The sequence below is a fragment of the Roseivirga sp. YIW32 genome (assembly GCF_057219245.1).
This window is the reverse complement of record NZ_JBXVVG010000001.1, coordinates 943,616-965,128: the sequence shown is the minus strand read 5'-3', so window position 1 is coordinate 965,128 and position 21,513 is coordinate 943,616. Positions and strand designations below refer to the sequence as shown.

Below are 21,513 nucleotides of genomic sequence, written 5' to 3'. Positions count from 1 at the left end.
TGAGATTGAAAAATGTTTAGTCAAATTAACAAATTCTCACCACTAAACTAAAATGATTATTAGAATCAGAAGGTAAATGAAACGCCACCAAGCACCTGCATGCCTCTTGTGGGATAGTTCAAGTAGCGTTGATACTCCTTCCCTAACAAGTTGTTTAGTTTCAAAAATACACCAATTCGCTGATTGATACTGTAGCGACCGCCAAGATTGAGGTCCAAAATATCGTCTAAGGCTTCCGATTGGCCCGTCTCACCATTCAAGCCATTTAAGCCCGCCATGTAATACAGGTCAAAGGTGAAAACAAGATTCTTCAGCGGATAAAACGTATTGTTAAAATCTATTTTGAAATCTGGTCTGTGCCAGGCTTCAGCCAAAGTCCCTAAGCTGTAATTGAAATAATCAAAGGTTAAGGCCGAGCGTAGCAGGTCTTTCTTTTCAAAATTAAGCGATGACGAAATGGTCAGTCGATCGACCGATTCGGTGTCATAAAGCACATTGAAACGTGTTGAATCGCTGATGTCGTTGGTAATGAAGGTCAGGTCATTGAGTCGTGCATAGGATGCTTTAACATTGAGGTTAAGGCCATCCAACAATTGCATACTGGCTCCCCCGTAGAAATCGGCCGCTTTCTCCGTGTTGCGGAGATCAAAACCACGAGTCAGCCATGGATTTTCTTTCGCCATTGACTCAAAGGTGTTCATTTCCACATCGCCTTCGAAACCGGCATAGACGCGAAGACTTGAATTGATCAGGTATCCTCCTTCAATTGCCGGATAAAGCTTTATTCCGCGTCCGGAATCATTATCTCCAGCAACATTAAAACCAGCGTTTAGATCCAAGGCATTTTTCTGATAGACCACGCGAGGCATCAGGTTCATGTAATTACGGGTTTCTTCAATTAAGTCGTTACGATTAGAGAAGGTAGTGATCAGGTTGAGTTCCGCCTTCCAATTTGCGTTGATCTCGAGTTCGCCACCGAGGTCAAAGTAGAATTTATTTTCACGCGCATCGTTCACATCCTTGAAAAAGCCCCATATCGTCGTGAAATGGTAGTCATAAGGCACATCCTTCCGTGTTCTGTTCACCGAAAACTTGGCAGAAAACTTATTGAATACCTGTTCAATATCATCAGAAGGCAGGTCTAAGACCGGGTTGTATCCATAATAATGTGTATTGAAGCGATTGTAGATCAATGAACCGGCTATCGCATTGGTACCATCAAAAAACTTTCCGCCAACAACAGCTTCTGTTTGGCCGTTCGCTGAGTTCTCTCCTGCTACAGGTCCTCGTTCTGATGACATGTGCCTTACGTATAGATTGTACAAGAAATTCTCTGCCCTCTTTGAGCCCAAATAGGCCTCAAGATACGGTGTGATGTAGTTTCCATAGCCCAGTTTGACGTAGTTGCTTTTCGAGTCATAAACTGGCGCTGCGGAATTATAAGGCACCGTACCGAAAGAAGGCATAAAGGGATTTAAGTTCAAGTCGAATGAACTGAATTTATATTGCTGTAATTCCGGAACTTCTAACTTCGGTAGTTGCGGAATCTTTTCAAAGTTCCTTGTCGCCAAAGGCAACAAGATCTGTCGGTCTTTCCGAATAACGATTTCTGCCTCTTCCAACTCATTGGTTTGAGCGACAAGCCCAAGCGTTAAGGTGCAAAGGAGTGTCAGTGTGATGAGCCTTCTCATTGGTTCCCTCCTTTCTTTTGAATAGTATCCACTTTGATATTGTCTTCAATTAACGATTGATCTGCCAGCACCCGTATGCTATCCAATTTGATTTCCGCTTCGTTGACGATCTCCTCCAACTGCGAATATTCAATAATGGAATTGACTGTGGCTTCTGCCTGGAAATATTCCTTAAGGGCCAAGTAATTATCCGCGATCAGCAAAAAACTCTTGCCCAGCCATAAGTCATAATTCCCGTACTTTTCATTGAAATCAAAGAGTGTATTCAGCGATTGCTGGTATTGCTCTTGTTGATAAAAGATCTTTCCAAGTAAATATTGGGCTTCAGCACCATAGACATCTGCACTTGTGTTTACTGTGGTCAACAATTCATCAATCGCAGCATCGAAATCCCCTTCAGCATATGCCGCTTTTGCTAAGTACAGCTGTGCCCTGTTGTTCGCATCCGCTGAAATATTCGCCTTTTCGATGATGTTTCGTGCGTAGATCCGCATTTGCTCATAATTGCTCAAGCGGTAATACGATTCGAGCAGGCCTAGCCAGGCGTCATTTTCCTGTCGCTTGCTTCTTGCAATTCCTTCTAGCTTCGAATAGTAGTTCGCCGCCTCCTGGTAATCACCGGCTTGAAGTTGCAGCTGGCCAATGCGTTGATACACGACGTCAATGTTATCGATCCGGTTCTCTCTGTCTAACTCGTAGAAAAGAGTGAGTGCCTGGGTCCGGTCATTCAACCTGAAGTAAGACTCTGCACGGTAGTATTTGGCTTGATCTCTCAACGGACTATTGGGGTAATTTAGTTCATAGCCCTCGAAAGCACCGATCGCCGCATCATAATTCTGGCTGAAATAAAGGTTCTTAGCCGATTCTAATTCAATCGTAACAAGGTCTTCATTTTCAGGATTGGCCTCTTTGTATTTCGTCAAGTATTGATTGAACTCAATGTCCTTGTCGTTGAGTCTCAGGGTATTTTGAAGCCCAAGCAAAGCTGAGTTCGCCACTTTGCTGGTCACGTATTGATCAAGAATAAGCTTATAATCCTGCTCTGCTTCTTCCAATTCATTCAAATTGAAATATGCCAATGCCCTGCTTTCGTAAGCATAAGGCACGAACAAGCTTTGAGGCAGTCGTTCGATGATTCTGGTAAAGCCGAAAATGGAGGCCCTGAAATCCTTCGATTCCAATTGGATCTGTGCCTTTTTGTAAATGGCATCATCGTAGTAAATGGAGCTGCTGTACTCATTGATCACCACATCCAACGCGGCAATGGCTTCTTCCGCTCGTTCTTGAAAATCTCGGACCACTCCTTTTTGGAAATAAGCATAATCAATGTTTGGGTTCCCATTGGCGATGGCCCTATCGTAATAAGTGATTGCAGTGGCATATTCCTTATCCACATAATAGCAATCGGCCAAGCGAAGAATGGCATCGTTGTAATTCAATTGATTGGTCGCATTTTCCAAGGCATCTACATAGCGTTTCAAGTAGATCCGTGCATTTCGATAGTCTCTGGTGTTATAGTACGCATAGCCTAACCCGTAATTGGCTTTCAGGTAATATTCGGAATTCGTGTTTCTAGTCTGAAAAACGCGCTGGTACGCATCGATCGCTCTAGGATAAGCGACCATGGTGGCCAGGGCTTCTGCTTTCCAAAAAAGTGCTGCGGTTTGTAAGTTCCTGTCCTTTGGGTACTGCAAGGACTTATCGAAGAGCTGAACAGCTTTGTCGTATTGCGCAGCATTAAAGAATTCAGTTCCCTTATAAAAAGTGACCTTTTGGTAGGCCTCTTGGATTCGAGGAGACTTTTGATCTAATCGTTCAATAAAGGTGATCGCCCGCTGAAAATCATTGGTGCTCAAAAAGGCTTCGCTCAGTAAGTTGTTGGCTTCAGGAATGTACTTCGAACGCGGATAGTTGTTAATGAAACGATCCAACGAGAGAATGGCAAGGGTGAACTTTTGCGATTGAAAATTCACTTTTGCATATAAGAAGGCCGATTCTTCCTGGATGGTTCCGTTGTAGGGTAGTTTGGCTGCCTGATCAAAAGCAGAGGAAGCGAATAACCAATTCTCTTGTTCCACATACAATTGCCCCAGGTAATAGGCCGCATATTGCGCCATTGTATCCTGTTTCAAGGCCACTCGCTTAAAGCTTTCAATGGCAGGTTCACTGTTGCCCAATTTAAATTCTGCATATCCGTAGCGAAAGAGCGTGGCTTCGGTAATGGTAACTGAGCTTGAGGCCCTGAAAAGTTTAAAATACTCAGTGGCTTCAATGTACCTTTCTGTGAAAAAGCCTGCCTCAGCAGCCATCAAATAGATCTGGTAAACCGCCTCGGTCTTACCTAATTCTTCCTCTACGTTCTTAAAGCCAGCCGCATAGCTCAATACTTCCCCAAACCTATCTTGCTTGAAGTAGGCCCCGGTGATCATCACCGGCACCTTATGCTTGTACTCTTCATCGTTCTCCGCTCGGCGGAAATCAACGAGCGCTTTGTCGAAATCACCTGCCTCATAGGCCAAATAGCCGGAATAATAATAGGCGTCTGCTAAAAAAGGGCTGGTCTCACGCTTGGCCAGATCAAAATATTCTGTGGCCTCCTTGATGCGTCCCAGCTCAAAATCACTGTAGGCGATCTTAAAATAGGTCTCTGAAATTTCTGCTTCACTCAGGCGCGTAGCATCTGCTTGCTTAAGGTAACTGGAAGCAGCCTCATAGTCTGTTCGCTCAAATGCATTTAAGCCTAGATTGAAATAGGCTTTAGCCGCTTTAGGATGACTCGGATGATTCTTCACAAAGTCTGCGATCAACTCGGCTCCATCTTCGTTTTCCAGACTTAAGGCACAATAGGCCAAGTAATATTCGGCATCGATCTTTTTTACTTTGTCTTCACCAACAATTAAGTAACGTTCAAATTGATCTCTTGCCGCACTGTACTTCTCTTTGTCCATCAGCTCCAAGCCAAATCGATAAAGTAGATTTGAGTTGTTCTGATGGAAAGTATTTTGAGCTTGTAGTTGACCCAGCACAGCGAACACAAGAACAATCGAAATAAGGTATTTCAGCATAGCTTTTCGGTTCACTTAATCACTAAACTGCTTTCGCAGCCTTTTATTGTTTCTTCTTTCATTCATCAGTGCATTAACTTAAACACCATTTCTTTGAGCAAGTCGCCGTCGCTCTGATTGCCACTCCCTACTCCTTTCGACTTGAGGTCTGCATCGCGCAAAATAGAAATGCATTGGATCACTTTGGCTAAGCTATAACGCTGCAAGGCTGGCATAAAATCTTTCTGGATGACAAATGCTGGCAGTCGAAGCTGACGAGCGAGGCCTGCGGCACTTTTATCTTTTGCACCATGCGCCAGTAAGAGTTTTGTGAAATAGGTGTACAACACGGCAATCACCATAATGGGTGAATTGGCCTTGATGTTTGCTGCAAAGTAATTCACGATTCTGTTCGCCTTGACTACATCTCCTAAACCAATGGCTTTTTGCAGTTCGAAGGCATTGTAATCCTTATTGATCCCTACATACTTCTGAATCAGGGCAGGTGTAATTTCTTCACCTTCCTTCAGATTAAGAGAGATCTTACTGATCTCGTTGCTCAGTCGCTCTAGGTTATTGCCTAGATAGTCTGACAACAATTGAGTAGACGCGCGATCGATCTTGATCCCTTTGGTTTTCACGTAAGTATCGATCCATTGCGGCACTTCGTACTCTTTTACCTTTTGGGTTGTGATCATCACCGCCTTTTTCCCGATCTCCTTTGCCAAAGGTTTTCTACCGTCTAGTTTTTTGTGCTTATGACCAAAAACGAGCACCGTAGATGGAACAGGATGGTTAAGGTAATCAAGCAAAAGCCGCTGTCCTTCTTCTTTATCGATATCCTGAATTTCTTTGGCCTCTTTCACCAAAACCAACTGGCGTTCTGCCATCATCGGAAATCGTCGAGCATTGGTAATGACCTGTGCCATGTTGACATCTTTGCCGTACATGATGGTTTGATTAAACCCTTTCTCGGCCTCGGGTATACAATTCGACTCAATAAAGTCACTGATCTGATCAATGTAGAAGGGTTCTTCTCCCTGCAGAAAATAGACGGGAGCGTATTTTCCTGAACGTAATTCAGCCAAGACCTGATCGGGATGTAAACTCATAGGACTTGTCATCAAATATACACCTTGAATTCAATTTTCATTAGGCTAGACGAAAGAGATTTTGAGAACTTATATTTACGGCAAAATGGAGGAAAAGTGATGGAAGAGTTAATCAACAGAGGCATAGATGCTTGCAAGAAGGAGCAGTTTGAAGAAGGCATTCGCTGCTTTTCACAGGTACTCGAAAAAGAGCCTGAAAACCTAGCCGCTTTGTATAACCGAGCGAGAGCCTTTGCCAAATTAAGTCAATTGAGTGAGTCGCTGCTGGATTTTAAACGGTTGGTCGACATTCAACCGGCCAATGCTGATTATATCGGTGACTATGCCGTTTCACTTCATCTCAATAAGCGAAATGAAGAAGCGCTCAAGGCCTTTGAAAAAGCGATTGAGCTGGATCCAGAGAACCCTTATCGCTATTCCTCTCTGGCTTTCTTTAAAGACAGAATTGGAGAACCCAAGGCTGCGATTGAAGCCTATGAAAAAGCAATTACCTTAGATCCGGAGGATGCGATCGCATTGAACAACAAAGGATTGATAGAGAAAAACTCGGTAGACAGGAGGCGGCAAAAAAGAGCTTCGATAAAAGTAATGAATTGGTAGGTTACCAACCGAGCCGGTCCTCCAGCCTAGAGCCATCACAGGATCAAAAGCACCAATTGTCTGGCCCTGTGAAGAGGCCAAGCACCAGAACAGACGTTTTCAAAAGCCTTTTAACAAAGGAAGGCCTCTCCGATTTTCTGCATTTTGTAAAAGGTATTTTCAATAAAAAGAATGACTAAGTTTCATTCTATCCTTATCCTTTTATAATTTCCTCAAAAAACATCATGAAATCGTTAACCCTCGTTTTTTCATTCTGCTTTGCCGCCCTTACCGTTTCAGGGCAAACCTATTTTTCTAAAGAAGACCAAATCGCTATGGCTGTTCTTGCCGCTCCTGAAGCCGCTCGTGCAGGCGCTCATGTCTTCGGTTTTACTGAACAAGGTGAAATGATCACCCTGCGTGAAGGAACCAACCACATGATCGTGCGTTCGGACGACCCTACCAAAGAAGGCTTTGAGGTGGTGGCTTACCCAAAGGATGTAGAGCCTTTTATGAAAAGAGGACGAGAACTGCGGGCCGAAGGCAAAAACAGAGCAGAAATCTTTGATATACGTGAAAAAGAAATGCATGAAGGTAGTCTGCAAAAGCCCGGTTATGGTTCAACCTTGCATATTTATTACGGGGACAAGGCATACTATGATGCCAAAGAACAAAAGATCATGAATGCGGAATACCGATCTGTGATCTATACTCCGATGGCCACGGCGGAATCCACGGGCTTGCCCGTTAGACCAGATGTCCCCGGACAGCCTTGGATCATGTTTCCAGGCTTGTACCGAGCACACATCATGATCATGCCACCATCTAAAAATTAAAACGCAACCACAACTTATTATTCCAATTATGAGCACTACTAACGGTCAACAAGGTCCGGGTAATTTCATCAGCCAAAAAAAAGCCCGGCAAATGATCAAGGCATACTTTCGGTACAGACAGGAGTAAGAGCAAACTCATCAATTACCATGGAACCCACAGAAGGACCATTATGCCTACGCTTTCGGTTTAGAGCAAATGAAAACCATGATTCAACGGATAGAGGCCTACAATGCAAATGACCCACAATTTCCGGTGGTAGGCGTTCGTGTTTACAATACCCGAACCTTACCGCCAGAGGAGCCTGGTGATGACGTGTTACTTATTCCTTACCTATCCAACAACAAAAACCTCGTCGCTATAGATGATGATTTGGACAATGAAGGCCAACCTATTCTTGATCCTTCAGATGATGACGGAGATGCCTTGAATAATCCTTTATTCTGTCCTCCTTCTTGCCAATAATTCGGGAATGAAAGCTTTTGAGATCGCTGCATTCATTCAGAACTTCATGCCCTTGGTGGGTATTGTACTGGCCATTATACTCGGACGATTCTTTCATCCACGGACACGATTTATCCTCGTGTTTTTGATCGCCAGCCTTTTGGTTAATGTGTTGGTTGCGGAAATGGGTGTTTTTTATCTTTTTGGTCGATACTTGGGAGAACTCTTTTTTTTGGTCATTATCATCGCGTTTACTTGGATGATCTACGGAGAAAGTAATCGGAAACGCAGTTTGCTCTTTTTTGGTCTGATTACCCTTACCCTTCATTTAATCATTCGATGGACTTTTCAACCGAGCAACACTACCCCAAATATCAGTACCGTTGCAGACAATATCGCGCTCATCGCCCTCTGCTTCCGCTACTTTTACCACATATATCAAACCGAAGCCGACCTGAAATTAAAGAGTGACCTCACCTTTTGGATTACTTGCATCGTGTTCTTTTATGCTGCTGGAGGTTTTTTTATTTCGTTGATGGTCGATTTTATAACAAGAAATGGTGGAGAATATGCCTACTTATGGATTGTCCAAAGCACCGTCTCTATTCTAACTTATTTAAGTTTTTCCTACCTCATTTGGTTGATTCATAAACAAGAAAAACGAACATTGACGCGCATTACCTAATGGAGTTTTCAGAAGAGATCATCAACCTCATTATTTTCTATGGTGGCACTTTCGCCATGATTCTGATGGCTGGTGGTTTTGCCACCTTCATTTTCCTTTATCAACGAAAACTGATCAATAAAAAATTAGAACTTCAGGCCATAGAGGATGAATTAAAGGATAAAGAACTGGAGTCTGCTTACGAGATCATGCAGGCCCAAGATGCGGAACGCAAGCGCATTGCAGCGGATATACATGATAACTTGGGTTCTATTATGGTCACATTGAGCATGTACGCCGATGGCCTTTTACAAAACCGTCCCAACAAGGAAGCCATTGCACAAAAGATCTCAGAAGTGAGTAAAATGGCTGCAACGGAAACACGGAAAATCTCCCACGAATTGCATTCCGGTGTTTTGCAATACTTTGGACTACACAACGCCTTGCAAGACCTTCAGGAAACTGTTAACGGTGCCGGAAAGGTCACTATGCAGATCGACTGTCCTGTTATCGATGTGCCTTCAGAAAAAGCCATCAATCTTTATCGCATTTGCCAAGAGTTGGTGAACAACTCCCTGAAACATAGTAAAGCCAGCCAGCTACGTTTCGGCGTTGAGCAATCTGAAAGAATGATTACAATAAGTTACCAAGACAATGGTGTCGGTTTTGATGTCGAAAAGGTCAAAAAAGGACTAGGAATTAAAGGAATTAATACGCGTTTAACTCCTTATCATGGTAAATTGTCCATAGATTCAGGTCCTAAAGGTTCACGCTTTATTATAGAGGTTCCACATGAATAAAACACACAGACTCTTGTTGGCAGACGACCATCGAATTGTTCTCGATGGACTTGACTTTTTATTGAGTGCAGATCCTGAAATACAAGTAGTAGGTAAGGTTGAAAACGGCGTAGAAGTATTGAACTTCCTCGATTCCCATAGGGTAGATGTTGTGGTAATGGACATTAACATGCCCGAAATGGATGGCATTACCTGTGCGAAGCGAATAAAAGCCGAACGTCCGCATATCAAAATAATCATTCTAACACAGTATGCTCAAAAAACCTTTATCACAGAGTTGGCAACGCTTGTGGAAGGCTGTATATTGAAAAGTAACACGGGTCTTCAATTGACCAAAGCCGTGCATCGCGTTATGGGTGATGAACGACACTTTGATGATTTCCCAGAAGATGAAGTATCAAGTGAAATCCTAGGCAAGAGAGAGGTTGAGATCTTACAGCTGATCAGCGAGGGCTTAACCAGCACTGAAATCTCGGAAAGACTCTTTATATCTGTCCATACCGTAAAAACACACCGTAAGAATATACTCAAGAAATCGGGGCAAACCAATACACCTGACCTGATCGCCTGGGCCATGAATCAAGGGGTCTTGTGACTCCTTTTTTGTTCATTGGAATCCCGCCTCAATAGCCGGCCGATCGATCGACCAGATGCAGTAGCTCCTGCCCTTCTAGAAGTTTGTTGATATTGGTACGAAGTAATTCCAGTGCCGATGCTGGAGTAGTCACACTGGCGACATGTGGTGTAATCATCACCTTTGGGTGTTGCCATAAGGGATTATCCTGAGGCAAGGGTTCTTCTCGAAAGACATCTAACGTAGCTCCTGATAGCTGGCCTTTGTCTAAGGCTTTGAGCAGGTCTTCTTCTACCAAGTGGTTACCGCGGGCAACATTGATCAAATAGGCTCCCTTTTTCATCTGTTCGAACAAGCGGGCATTCAAGATGGATTCTGTTGTGGGTGTTACCGGCAGCAAATTCACCAACACATCCAAGTGCTCCAGAAAGTTCGCCATCTGATCCCCTGAAAATGTCTCAACACCGGAGATCTTCTTAGGCGTCCGACTAAAGCCTAAGGTTTCAAAGCCAAGATGAGCTAAATGTTGAGCACAATGCCCACCTAACTCGCCTAAACCTAGTACACCCACCTTCAGGTCATTGTAAGGAATTCGGTCCCATTGTGCTTCTTGTTGATTTTTGATCAGCGAAAGCATGCTTCTTTGGTGCATCATAATGGCCATGATGACATAATTGGTCATGTCGCGCGTGAGGTAAGGATCAACAATGCGGGTGATGGGTAGATGCTCAGGTATTTGTTCGTCTGTAACTAAATGATCGACTCCAGCACCTAACGAACTGATCCATTTAAGGTTAGGCAATTGGTTCAAAACGTGTGCATCTAGTGGTTTCCAGACGAAAAGAGCTTCCACATTGGTCAAGTCGTCTTGTGTTGGCCAAACATGAACTTTGTTAACAGTGTCCAATTGAGACAACCCTTCTATCCAGGGTTGAGGATTCCACACCTTGGTGGCTATAAGTACATCTATTTTTTGCTTATCCATTTTGTCTGCTTCAAGTAAAATCGCCACGGTTTCAGTGCATCCTCTTCGGCATAATCTACTCCTATGCGTGGCGTTGCAACAATTTCATCGTTGTCGTAACACTTTCCTTCCTCAATCCACAAGAGGTTTCCTAAAAGATCTATTCCATTATGGCTCGACGCGTTGATTCCCAATGCTTGACCTACATTACCAGGTCCACAGGAGAGGGTTCTGTCCAAATGCTTTTTCTCTCTTCTTTGATAAATCATTTCTATCCCATCTGTTGGTTCCATTGCTCTAATGAGCACGGCATCTGCTTGTCCTTTGACATTGCATACGACATTCAGCATGTGGTGAATGCCATAGCAAAGATACACATAGGCGTGTCCTGCCGAACCAAACATCACTTCCGTTCGTGCGGTCCTTTTCCCATTGTTTGCATGACAGGCTTTATCGTTTCTTCCGCTATAAGCCTCAACCTCGGTGATGTAGCCGGCCACGAGGGTATCATCAACAGTAGAAACTAGCTTTTTACCCAATAGTTCTTTGGCGATAAGAACCACATCATCCCGTTCGTAAAATTCTCTTTTTAGTCTCACAATAGATTTCGACAACTTTATTGCCAAGAAGTAGTTAAACAAGGGAAACTAAATCAGAATACAAATGAAAAAAGTACTTAGCGCAATTTTTACCTTGGCATTGGTTTTCACAATGAACCAAAGTTTTGCACAGCGTGGCCCCGCACCTAGTCCAACAGTTACTGTAACACAAGACATCGGCGGAACAGAAATGACTCTTATTTATTCGCGTCCGAGCTTAGCCGGTAGAAGCCTGTCTACCTTAGCGCCAAACGGTAAAGTCTGGAGAACTGGTGCAAATGCCAATACCAAAATCAACTTCAACAAGGACGTAACGATTGGTGGCAAATCAGTGGCTGCAGGCGAGTATTCAATGTACACCATTCCGGGAGATGGTGAATGGACAGTGATCATCAATAAAGCCAAAAGTTGGGGAACGCAGTATGACGAATCTCAAGATGTGGTGCGCTTTATGGCGAAAGCAACACAAACGGACAAAAAAGTAGAAACCTTCCGTATCATGATGGAAGATTTTGATAAAGACGGAAAAAAGAGTGCCAACATTGAATTGGCATGGGGAAATACCTCAGTAAAATTTCCGATCGAAGTACAATAAATCAATAGAAAACATTGATCAAGCGGCTGCATTAGTAGCCGCTTTTTTATTTTCGCCTAATCAAATTCAAGCATCATGAAAAATCTTTTTGTTTTAATCGCACTTTGCGCCACAACCTTGTGGGCACAAGGCCAAATTGCAATGCCTGCCCCTTCCCCTACTTTTGAACTTAAGGGCACCGTTGGCTTAGCTGAAGTCAAGGTGGTGTATTCCAGACCCAGTGCCAGAGGAAGAGAAGTGGCAGGAAATCTGATCCCCTATAATGAAGTATGGCGTACTGGAGCCAATGCTTCAACAAAGATCACCTTCTCAAAGGACGTAAAATTAAATGGCAACCCGGTTCCGGCTGGAGAATATGCCCTGTACACGCAATTTACTGAGGAGACCGCAACCATCATTTTAAGCAAAAACTTGAGTTGGTGGGGAGCATTAGGATATAATGCTAAAGATGATCTGCTACGCTTCGATGTTCCGGTTAAACACCCAAGCAGTATGTATGAGACATTTACCATCAGTTTTTCTGACTTCACGATGAATTCAGCCAACCTGAATATGAAATGGGAACATACCAAAGCAATGTTCACCATTGAATCTGAAGTGGACAAATACGTAATGGCAGACATCCAAAGGCAAGTGATCGATGCCATACCACAGAATGCGGGTGTTTATTTCCAAGCAGCGGGCTATTACTATGACACCGAGCGTGATGCAAAGCAAGCGCTAGAATGGGTCAATAAAGCCATTGAAGGAAGTCCGCAGAAGCAATATTGGGTGGTACACTTGAAAGCGAAATTATTGGTTAGACTAGGCATGAATAAAGAGGCCAAAGCGGCGGCTACTGAATCGATGCAGTTAGCAAAAGAAGGTGGAAACCCAGACTATGTCCGACTGAATAAAAGCTTAATTGAAAGCTTAAATTAAAAACACCTACAGCCTTAAATAAGAAGAGGTTATCACTTTTGCTAACCTCTCTTTTTATACATCTACTGTATTACACACGCACATGGCCGTCGCCATACACATAGTACTTGTTGGTCACCAATTGTTCTAAGCCAAGAGGTCCTCTATGATGAAGCTTATCGGTGCTGATGGCTAATTCAGCCCCAACTCCCATTTGGCCTCCATCTGTAAAGCGAGTCGACGCATTATGATAAACTGCTCCACTGTCTACTTGCTGCATAAAAGCACCAGCAGAAAGTGCGTCTTCTGTGATGATACTACTCGAATGTCCTCCTGAGTATTGGTTGATTTTTTCAATGGCTTCAAATAAGTTATCAACCACGCCAAGGACAATCTTCAACTCCAAAAACTCTTCATACCAAATCTCCTCGTCCATAATGGATTCGACGCCATCGAGTTGTTTTGCGACATGCTCGTCTCCTAAAATTTGAACCTTGGCATCCTGTAAAGCAGCTTGAAGCTCCTTCAATTTTGAAGCGAGGTCAGGAAGCGAGGCATGAAAAACACCTTATCCAATGCATTGCAGGCAGATATTTTATCTGTCTTTGCATTGATAATGACTTGCTTCGCCTTTTCCCAATCAGCCTTTTCATCGACAAACAAGAAGTTGTTGCCTCTACCGCTTACCAACACAGGACAGGTGGCATGCTCTTTCACGAAATTGATCAAGCGCTCTCCACCTCTTGGAGCGATAAGATCGATCGGTCGATCTGGTTTCTTTAAGAACTGCTGCACTTCTTCCCGTGGCAGGTTGAGGTAGTCGATCCAATCTTCTTCCAGATCGTTTAATGCTAAGGCCTTGTGCCACAATTCAACAAGCTTCAAATTGCTGTTCTTTGCTTCCTTTCCACCTTTTAGAATAATTTTATTATTGGCCTTGAAAGCGAGAACCGAAGCTTCTATGGTCACATCAGGTCTTGATTCGTAAATGATCATGATGGTCCCGAACGGAGCCGTTTTATTGATGATCTTCAAACCGTCTTCTCGGAGCATTTCACTGATCACCTGATCGACAGGGTCGGGCTTTTCCATGATCTCCTTGACCGCTTGAATCATGCCGTCAACTTTGGCATTGTTCACGATCAATCGATCCATCATCGCCTGATCACCCCCTTTGAAGAGTTCTACATCACGCTGATTCGCTTCAATGATGGCTGCTCTATTGACATCGAGCAACTCCATCATCGTTTTTAAGATAGTATTCTTTGTTTTAGTATCTAATAATTCCATTTAGGCTACAAATTTTGTTCCTACAGTTTCTCCATTAATTACATCCACGATCACGTTATCACGTTTTCCGTTGGCGATATATGTCGTGATCTCTTTTGAGGCGGTTTGTTGAGCTATTTTCAATTTAGATCCCATGCCCCCTCTTCCTTCTGCTTCACCTTTTTCACTCTTTTGAATATAGCGCTCGAGGTTATCGGTAGCTTTGACCGTTCGAATGATGCTGGTGTCATCTCTATTCGGATGACCGTTGTAAAAACCATTCGTATCGGTGAGTAAAATGAGCATATCGGCGTTGATCAATTCGGCGATCAAGCTGGCCAGTTCATCATTATCTGTGAACATGGTGCTCGATACAGATGTAGCATCATCTTCATTCGCAATAGGGATGATTCCTTCTGCAAGCAGGCCTTCATAACAATTGATCATGTTCTCACGCCATACACCTGGGGTAAAATCACGTTTGGTTGCCAATATCTGTGCACATCGCAATCCGTAATCGTGAAATGTTTCATAATAAGTCCGCATCATACGAGGTTGACCAACGGATGAAAACACTTGACGTCGGATTCCTTTGTTATTGATCTGACAATCACCGACAACTTCCTTACCGGCAATCACAGAACCCGAAGAGATCAATACAGGCAATACATCCTGCTCGTAAACCTCAGCGATCTGACGAACGATCTCGTGAATAATTGGCCGTACAATACGGTTATCTTTATTGGTCAATACATTGGTACCCACCTTGATCACTACTCTTTTGATGTCCTTCTTCATTACGATACTAATTCAGAGGCTTCAGTTGTTTTCGTTTCTTCTTGTTGATCGTCTTCTTTTCCGATTTCTACCGCTCGGTGAAATGCGGCGTAAGCGGCATCATGGATCAATTGACCGACATCATTGCCTTCTAGTGAATCCAAAGCTGCTTGTGTTGTCCCTCCTTTTGAGGCCACGCGTTTCATCCAGCCATTTGGACTTAAACTATTTTTGTTGAATAATTCTATCGCTCCCTCAAAGGTCTGGCTAACGAGGGCCTTGCTGTCATTATAGGAAAAGCCCATGCTCTTGGCGGCCTCCATCATGGATTCCATAAAGTAAAAGACGTAGGCAGGTCCACTGCCGGAGATCCCCGTTGAGGCATCGATAAACTTTTCAGAATCGACCCGTACCGATTTGCCAGTAGAATTCAATAAGTCTTCCACCATCCACAATTCTATTCTTGAGATCTCTTTGGCAGCCATGTAAGAGGTCATTCCCTTGCCTACCTGTGCTGGCAGATTAGGCATGGCTCTCACAATTTTTCTGACACCTAGTCCTTCTTGTAAGGTGTCAATGGTTACCCCTGCCATAATGGAGATCACGAGTTGTTGATCGTTCATCATTTCTCTCATCTCTGCCATCAAGCCCTCGTTGTGATAAGGTTTAACGGCCACCATGATGATGTCTGAGATCGGAAGCGTATCTTGTAAATTGTCGTATGCGGTATAGTTTTCCTTGTCCTTTGCCAGTCGATCCACAACTTCTATCGATTTGTCATAGATCATCAGATCTTCCTTTTTCAGAATCCCTGACCTGGCGATTGCGGTTGCATAGGTTAATCCCATGTTTCCAGCTCCAATTACTAATACTTTCATTTTTCGTGTTTTATACGTTTTACAGTAGATATAAATAGGATCATCGGCCTACTTGCGGTAGGTCGATCATTGAAATGCTATACAGGTGGATTTACAGTTGCTGCGTTCGGATGAACAACACTGTTGTCGGGTTGAACAAGTTACCGATTGAATCTTTGTTCGCTCGTTGGCTTTGTCTCATCGTACAAAGCTAACAAGCGTTAGGGAGAAAGGTTCAAAAAATCGAAAAGAAGCTGAAATCGATTGAAATCTTACCAGATCAAAGAAAAAATACCGGAATTTTTATCTTTTAGGACATGATTTGCAGTGCTTTTTGCCCTTTTTCTTGTACTTCTTGCAACACTTTTTAAAAATGCATTCCTCTAGTACAAGCATTTTTCGATCCATTTCATGGAAACAACCGGAGGAGTTGACATCAGGGATTGGCAAATCGTCGTGTGGTACAATCATCTATTTAGATTAAATCTAAATACAAATAAAAGAGAGGATGCTATATCGCGCAATAGTTTTTTACACTTATTGCGGCAGTCCCATGGTGGCGTGCCTTGCTTCTTCTGCCATCCGTGGGTCATGCACATACAGAAGCTTCCTCAGACCCGTTACTTCCAAACTGAAATATTCAAATTCTTCCACCACCTTTCCTGTGATCTCATAGATTCCCTTTCCCCTGAACGGGTGTTTCTCGTTCACTCCCGGAAAATGTGTAGTGTCTAAAAAATATCCCTGGCGATCGATGAAAGTGCCAAAATACATCCGCTTGCCATGCTTTGTGCTTGTGCGTTTGACATGGACGAGATAGCCGACCATCTTGACGAGTTTATGCTGATGCTTGTGCATATCGTTCACCAATACTTCTGCTGTTGGCTGCTCCTTCAGCAAATCGAAAGGATTGCATAGCGGGAAACCCAATAATTCGATCTCATCAAAAGCATCTTCCAGTCGGCTATAACTCAATTTGGGCAATTCAAAACGTTTGGTTTCGGGGTTAAACAGCATTTTCACAGGGTTGCTTTTCTTGGTATTACCCAGTTGAAAATGAGCCTCCCAAAGCAATTCTTTTTTTGTTTTACCCGAGAAACGAAATGCGCCAATACGAATGAACAGGCTTAACTGCTCCAAACTGATGGCTACGCGCTTGAGGAAATCATCCAGGTCGAGAAAGGCGCCACCCTCTTCCCTATTTTGCATGATTGCTTGAACCGTCGCTTTTTCTAGTGCAGCAATGAAACCAAGCCCGATAAAGATCTGCTTACCGTAAATGGTGCATAAATAGTCGCTCTTGTTTACGCAGGGAGGCACTATTGTGCCGCCATGCATCATGGCCTCATGTGCATAGATCTCCGGACGATAAAATCCACCGCCATTATTCAAACAAGCCACCATGTACTCCAAGGGATAATGGGCTTTCAAAAACAAGCTTTGGTAGCTTTCTACGGCATAAGATGCCGAGTGTCCCTTGGCAAAGGCATATCCTGCAAAGCTCTCGATCTGTCGCCAGATCTCCTTGGTCAATTCATCAGTATAGCCTTTTGATTTGCAATTCGAAAAGAACTTGTCTTTGACCTTTTGAAACTCTTCGCGTGAACGATACTTACCCGACATCCCACGTCTGAGAACATCCGCTTCACCCAAGGTCAGTCCTGCAAAGTAATGCGCTACCTTGATCACATCTTCCTGATAGACCATCACCCCAAAGGTCTCCGGCATGATCTTCAGCATTACAGGGTGTGCATCATTTCTTCGCTCAGGCTCACGAAAGCGTAAAATGTATTGCCGCATCATCCCTGACTGTGCCACTCCGGGACGGATCACGGAACTGGCCGCCACCAAACCCAAATACTCATCTACTTTAAGTTTTCTCAGCAACATCCGCATAGCGGGCGATTCGACATAAAAACAACCAATGGCTTTCCCTTCTCTCAATAAGACCTTCACCTTCTCGTCTTGCTTAAAGGCCGGGATATCATGGATATCGAAACGAACATCTCTAGGATTGTTCTTTTCAATGATGGCTAGGCTGTCCTTGATCTTCGCCAAGCCGCGCTGAGCAAGGATGTCGAACTTGTAAAGCCCTACATCCTCTGCGATGAGCATATCGAAGTGAGTCGTTGGAAAGCCCTTTGGGGGCAGATCTGTGGCTGTATACCAATGGATTGGAGCTTCAGAAATGAGAATACCCCCAGCATGTATGCTCAAATGACTAGGAAAACCATGTATTAACTGACTATACTTTATCACCAGTCGGGCCATTTCATCGAGCTGTTGTACAGGAACCTCTGAGATGTAATCGATCTCATGAGGAGGCAAGCCCAACACCTTTCCTATTTCTCGCGTGACCGCTTTGAATTGAAAGGTGCTGTAAGTAGCCAACAAACAGACGTGAGGAAACCGCTTGAAGATATAATCTGTAACGTCTTGCCTGTCTGTCCAGGAAAAATCAATATCGAAGTCAGGAGGGTTCTGACGATACAGGTTGATGAAACGCTCGAAATACAGGTCAAGTTCAATAGGGTCTACATCGGTAATGCGCAATAAATAGGCAATGATCGAATTCGCCCCACTACCCCTGCCGACATAGAAATAATTCTGGCTCCGGGCATACGAACAAATGTCCCAGTTGATGAGAAAATAAGACATAAAGCCTTTTTCCCTGATCAGGTCTAGCTCCAATTTAATACGCTTCATGATGTCTTGCCCCGGCTTTCTGTAACGATAAGTCAAACCGGAATAAGCTAGCTTTTCTAATAAGGCATAATCACCCTGTTTTGTCCCCGTATAGGTTTGTAGGTTCTTATGTGGTTTATCCGTCCCAAATTCAAAATGAATATGGCATTGATCAATGAGCTGCTGCGTATTTTCCACTAGGTAAGGATAGGCTGCATAACGTTCCTTCAATTCCTTAGGTGGGTATAGAAAGTCTCCTTCACTCCCTTCTTCTGACTTAGGCAGTTTGCTCAACAAGGTATTGTTGTCAATTGCCCTGAGTAAGCGATGTGCATTAAAATCGCGCTTCAATAAGCGCAGTTGACCGTCTTCCATTTTGTTGCGGAAGGTCCACGTTGCCAAAACGACCAACTTGTCTTTGTTCATTTGATGTGGCGGATAGATCAAACGAGGCAAATCTTCAGGTTTTATTCCGACAAACTCATAAGACTTCAACTCAAAGCCGGTATAACGTTGGAAAGGATAGACTACAAAGACCTCCTGAAAATCAGGAGCACGCTCAGGTAGTGCTTCTTTGCTGTGCAAGTAAGGCGAGATGAATTCATTGAGTTCATAAAACCCTTGATTGCTCTTTGCAATGGCCACAAAAAGCTGCTCAGCCCCCCTCCTAATGTCGATACCAAGGATCGGTCGAACAGTAAACTGTTCTGCCAAGCGAACGAAATTCAGGCAAGCTGCAGTCGTATTGATGTCTGTCAATACCAGGTCCTTTATCCCAGCGGTTTGGGCTTCTCTGAGTAAATCCTTAGTATTGATGACACCGTATTTGAAACTGTAATACGTATGATTATTTATATACATTTATAATTACATATTTATATATGCTATTTTATTAATATTTATTGATGCCTGTTTGCCAGTAATGGTGGAGGCTCTCCGTTAAAAGGATTGAATCGACCGATGGTCTTCGCCTCCATTCCTGAAGCCCGCATGATTTGCCTATCCCCAAATTTGTCTCTGATCTTATCCATGGCATGGTAGAGATTGATCATTTCTTCGGCATCATCAAAGAGGTTGATCTGATAGCCCCCTCCTACCAAATGACTAAATCGAACACCTATCAACCTGACCAATAGTCTTTTATTGTACAGCTTGTGAAACAGTTCCATCACTTTAGGGATCAGCACATGATCGGCTGAGGTGTAAGGTATCCTCGACTGCAGTGTATAGGTATTAAAATCAGAATAGCGCAGCTTGACCGTCACACAAGCCGTCAGTTTCGTTCCTCTTCTGAGCTGAAATGCCAGGTTCTCGGTCATGGCCAATAAAATGCCTTTGAGTTTATGTACATCAATGGTATCTCGCTCAAAGGTTCTCTCTGTCGAGATCGACTTGCGTTCATGGTATGGAATAATGGGCGAGTTATCGATGCCATTGGCCTTATGCCAAATGCTGACCCCATTCTTTCCCAAGACCTTCTCCATTAGCTCCACCGGCATTTCCTGTATCGTATGGATTCGTTTTACTCCCAGGCTATACAAGGTCTGCTGTGTCTTCTGCCCTACCATAGGGATCTTCGCTACAGACAACGGCGCCAAGAAGGGCTTCTCTGTGCCGTCATCGATCCGCAGCTGATTGTTAGGCTTGGCCTCACCTGTCGCTACTTTCGATACCGTTTTGTTACGCGACATCCCAAAAGAGATGGGCAAACCGGTTTCTTTGATGATGCGATGCCTCAATTCCGTACCCATTTTATAGCTACTAAAGAACTTGTCCATACCGGTCAGGTCGGCATAGAACTCATCGATAGAGGTCTTTTCAAAACTGGGAACGGTTTCCTGTATGATCTCGGTGACCATGTTCGAGTATTCGGTATAAGTGCCCGAATTGCCCCTGATGATCAGGGCATCAGGACAAAGCTCCCGTGCCCTTTTCATGGGCATGGCAGAATGTACGCCATAAGCGCGTGCTTCGTAACTGCAGGAGGCGACCACACCACGGTCGCTTGTTCCTCCGATCAGTACGGGTTTACCCTCTAAGCGATTGTCTAACAACCGCTCTACCGACACAAAAAAGGTGTCGAGGTCGAGATGCATGATGGTATTCATGATGAATAGCCACAAGCCACAAGCCACAAGCTACGAGCTACAAGTTGTAAGGGACTAGATTTAAACTATAGGAATTTAGTATTCAGATTTGAGTTTACGGATTAGTCCTGAAAGCATTTTTTGTACTTCCGTATTCAATTGCATTAACTCATCTACAGCACTTTCTTCGAGCTTTTTGAGTTTAAGCACTATGGTAAGAAATGTTTCTAACTCAAAAGATGAACCTAAGGCAATTTCAAGATACCTCTTATATTCCTTACTGCTATCTCGACTACTTCCTTCAGCTATATTAGCAGGAATCGATATGGCACACCTAGTCATTTGATTTGACAGTCCATATTTTTCATACTCAGGTAACGATTTGACCAACTGATATACTTTGACAGATAGCTCTATTCCCTTCTCCCAAACTTTTAACTTTTTAAAATTCTTCATCTCCTTGGAGCTTGTAGCTAAAAGCTTATAGCTAAAACAACTCCGCCTGCCAACCTTGCTTTACGCGCAAAGGCATTGGTGCCCTACCCTTGCTGGCAATGGTTAGTCTAGATTGCTTGACTGGTCGTTTAAAGTTTATTTTCTGCTTGGGAGTAAGCGCTTTTTTGAGAAGAGCGGACCCTTCCATCACCAAGCTTTCGAAGCCCTGTAACTGATCGTCCTTAATAGGAATATGGGCCAATTTACCTTGGATATCACCTACTGAGCCCAATGCCTTTTCAATTCCTTTTCGATACATCTCTTGCTCGTCTTCACTGACTGCAGCAATGCATGATGGAATACCAATGGCCAGCAGGTTGATCTCTTTGATCAGTCCGGCCATATCTGTGTGTGCGTATTGGTCGTTCAGCTGATGCGCCGCAGTGACCAACTGCATCCCTTGTTCTAAGATCTTCAAATTACTAAAACGCCTCATGGTTTACTTTTTCGATTATTGTTGTTGACTACACACATCACTCTCCAGGAGTGTCTTTACACCCAAGCCGTCTCCACCATGGCAGTAGTGGAGACGTGCGGGTGTTC

At 43.7% G+C, this 21,513-nt stretch carries 21 protein-coding genes; 8 read left to right on the top strand and 13 right to left on the bottom strand.

What is annotated here, in order from left to right; all coding sequences use genetic code 11:
• Positions 1 to 65 precede the first annotated feature (65 nt).
• From AC2D6U_RS04690 to holA, 3 genes are all read right to left on the bottom strand, one after another.
• Positions 66 to 1,691 carry a hypothetical protein gene (locus AC2D6U_RS04690; protein ID WP_484719789.1) on the bottom strand — a complete coding sequence of 542 codons (1,626 nt, stop codon included), beginning with the start codon at positions 1,689 to 1,691 and terminating at the stop codon, positions 66 to 68.
• Positions 1,688 to 4,756 carry a tetratricopeptide repeat protein gene (locus tag AC2D6U_RS04685; RefSeq protein ID WP_484719788.1) on the bottom strand — a complete coding sequence of 1,023 codons (3,069 nt, stop codon included), beginning with the start codon at positions 4,754 to 4,756 and terminating at the stop codon, positions 1,688 to 1,690. Before AC2D6U_RS04685 ends, AC2D6U_RS04690 begins: the two co-directional genes overlap by 4 nt.
• Before the next feature lie 65 nt (positions 4,757 to 4,821).
• Positions 4,822 to 5,847, bottom strand: coding sequence for a DNA polymerase III subunit delta (gene holA / locus AC2D6U_RS04680; RefSeq protein WP_484719787.1), 1,026 nt, complete (start codon positions 5,845 to 5,847; stop codon positions 4,822 to 4,824).
• 24 nt (positions 5,848 to 5,871) lie between these two features.
• Here holA and AC2D6U_RS04675 point away from each other — a divergent pair, with 24 nt between their 5' ends.
• The 6 genes from AC2D6U_RS04675 to AC2D6U_RS04650 all read left to right on the top strand — a co-directional run bounded on the left by AC2D6U_RS04675 (position 5,872) and on the right by AC2D6U_RS04650 (position 9,763).
• A complete protein-coding gene (locus tag AC2D6U_RS04675; protein WP_484719786.1) occupies positions 5,872 to 6,447 on the top strand; it encodes a tetratricopeptide repeat protein in 576 nt (191 codons plus the stop codon).
• A 224-nt stretch (positions 6,448 to 6,671) separates the two neighbouring features.
• Positions 6,672 to 7,262, top strand: a complete 591-nt coding sequence (locus AC2D6U_RS04670) for a hypothetical protein (protein WP_484719785.1) — start codon at positions 6,672 to 6,674, stop codon at positions 7,260 to 7,262.
• Positions 7,263 to 7,458: 196 nt separating this feature from the next.
• Complete coding sequence (locus tag AC2D6U_RS04665) at positions 7,459 to 7,725, top strand: hypothetical protein (RefSeq protein WP_484719784.1); 267 nt, start codon at positions 7,459 to 7,461, stop codon at positions 7,723 to 7,725.
• 7 nt (positions 7,726 to 7,732) lie between these two features.
• Entirely contained in the window at positions 7,733 to 8,389 is a 657-nt protein-coding gene (locus AC2D6U_RS04660; RefSeq protein WP_484719783.1) for a hypothetical protein, read from the top strand.
• A complete protein-coding gene (locus AC2D6U_RS04655) occupies positions 8,389 to 9,168 on the top strand; it encodes a sensor histidine kinase (protein WP_484719782.1) in 780 nt (259 codons plus the stop codon). The genes AC2D6U_RS04660 and AC2D6U_RS04655 overlap by 1 nt, the downstream gene beginning before the upstream one ends.
• Positions 9,161 to 9,763 (top strand): response regulator, encoded by a 603-nt coding sequence (locus AC2D6U_RS04650; protein ID WP_484719781.1) that lies wholly within the window; start codon positions 9,161 to 9,163, stop codon positions 9,761 to 9,763. Before AC2D6U_RS04655 ends, AC2D6U_RS04650 begins: the two co-directional genes overlap by 8 nt.
• A 28-nt stretch (positions 9,764 to 9,791) precedes the next feature.
• Here AC2D6U_RS04650 and AC2D6U_RS04645 read toward each other — a convergent pair whose 3' ends face one another.
• Both AC2D6U_RS04645 and AC2D6U_RS04640 read right to left on the bottom strand, forming a co-directional pair.
• Positions 9,792 to 10,727: a 2-hydroxyacid dehydrogenase gene (locus AC2D6U_RS04645; RefSeq protein ID WP_484719780.1), complete on the bottom strand. Its 936-nt coding sequence runs from the start codon at positions 10,725 to 10,727 to the stop codon at positions 9,792 to 9,794.
• The gene (locus AC2D6U_RS04640; RefSeq protein ID WP_484719779.1) at positions 10,709 to 11,305 is read right to left on the bottom strand and encodes a DNA-3-methyladenine glycosylase; all 597 of its coding nucleotides are present in this window, start codon (positions 11,303 to 11,305) and stop codon (positions 10,709 to 10,711) included. The genes AC2D6U_RS04645 and AC2D6U_RS04640 overlap by 19 nt, the downstream gene beginning before the upstream one ends.
• 64 nt (positions 11,306 to 11,369) lie before the next feature.
• Here AC2D6U_RS04640 and AC2D6U_RS04635 point away from each other — a divergent pair, with 64 nt between their 5' ends.
• Positions 11,370 to 11,900 (top strand): DUF2911 domain-containing protein, encoded by a 531-nt coding sequence (locus AC2D6U_RS04635; protein WP_484719778.1) that lies wholly within the window; start codon positions 11,370 to 11,372, stop codon positions 11,898 to 11,900.
• A gap of 75 nt (positions 11,901 to 11,975) precedes the next feature.
• On the top strand, positions 11,976 to 12,821 hold the full coding sequence (locus tag AC2D6U_RS04630; RefSeq protein WP_484719777.1) for a DUF2911 domain-containing protein: 846 nt from the start codon (positions 11,976 to 11,978) through the stop codon (positions 12,819 to 12,821).
• A gap of 70 nt (positions 12,822 to 12,891) precedes the next feature.
• Here the strand turns inward: AC2D6U_RS04630 and AC2D6U_RS04625 are convergent, their stop codons facing one another.
• The 8 genes from AC2D6U_RS04625 to AC2D6U_RS04590 form a co-directional block, all read right to left on the bottom strand.
• The gene (locus AC2D6U_RS04625; protein WP_484719776.1) at positions 12,892 to 13,329 is read right to left on the bottom strand and encodes an aldehyde dehydrogenase family protein; all 438 of its coding nucleotides are present in this window, start codon (positions 13,327 to 13,329) and stop codon (positions 12,892 to 12,894) included.
• The gene (locus AC2D6U_RS04620; protein WP_484719775.1) at positions 13,326 to 14,090 is read right to left on the bottom strand and encodes an aldehyde dehydrogenase family protein; all 765 of its coding nucleotides are present in this window, start codon (positions 14,088 to 14,090) and stop codon (positions 13,326 to 13,328) included. Before AC2D6U_RS04620 ends, AC2D6U_RS04625 begins: the two co-directional genes overlap by 4 nt.
• Positions 14,091 to 14,867: a glutamate 5-kinase gene (gene proB / locus AC2D6U_RS04615; protein ID WP_484719774.1), complete on the bottom strand. Its 777-nt coding sequence runs from the start codon at positions 14,865 to 14,867 to the stop codon at positions 14,091 to 14,093.
• The gene (proC, locus tag AC2D6U_RS04610) at positions 14,867 to 15,724 is read right to left on the bottom strand and encodes a pyrroline-5-carboxylate reductase (RefSeq protein ID WP_484719773.1); all 858 of its coding nucleotides are present in this window, start codon (positions 15,722 to 15,724) and stop codon (positions 14,867 to 14,869) included. Before proC ends, proB begins: the two co-directional genes overlap by 1 nt.
• A 516-nt stretch (positions 15,725 to 16,240) precedes the next feature.
• Positions 16,241 to 19,249, bottom strand: coding sequence for a DNA polymerase III subunit alpha (locus tag AC2D6U_RS04605; RefSeq protein ID WP_484719772.1), 3,009 nt, complete (start codon positions 19,247 to 19,249; stop codon positions 16,241 to 16,243).
• A gap of 38 nt (positions 19,250 to 19,287) precedes the next feature.
• Positions 19,288 to 20,496 (bottom strand): DNA polymerase IV, encoded by a 1,209-nt coding sequence (gene dinB / locus AC2D6U_RS04600; RefSeq protein WP_484719771.1) that lies wholly within the window; start codon positions 20,494 to 20,496, stop codon positions 19,288 to 19,290.
• 75 nt (positions 20,497 to 20,571) lie between these two features.
• Complete coding sequence (locus tag AC2D6U_RS04595) at positions 20,572 to 20,931, bottom strand: four helix bundle protein (RefSeq protein WP_484719770.1); 360 nt, start codon at positions 20,929 to 20,931, stop codon at positions 20,572 to 20,574.
• A 31-nt stretch (positions 20,932 to 20,962) separates the two neighbouring features.
• Positions 20,963 to 21,406 carry a hypothetical protein gene (locus AC2D6U_RS04590; protein ID WP_484719769.1) on the bottom strand — a complete coding sequence of 148 codons (444 nt, stop codon included), beginning with the start codon at positions 21,404 to 21,406 and terminating at the stop codon, positions 20,963 to 20,965.
• Positions 21,407 to 21,513: the final 107 nt, after the last annotated feature.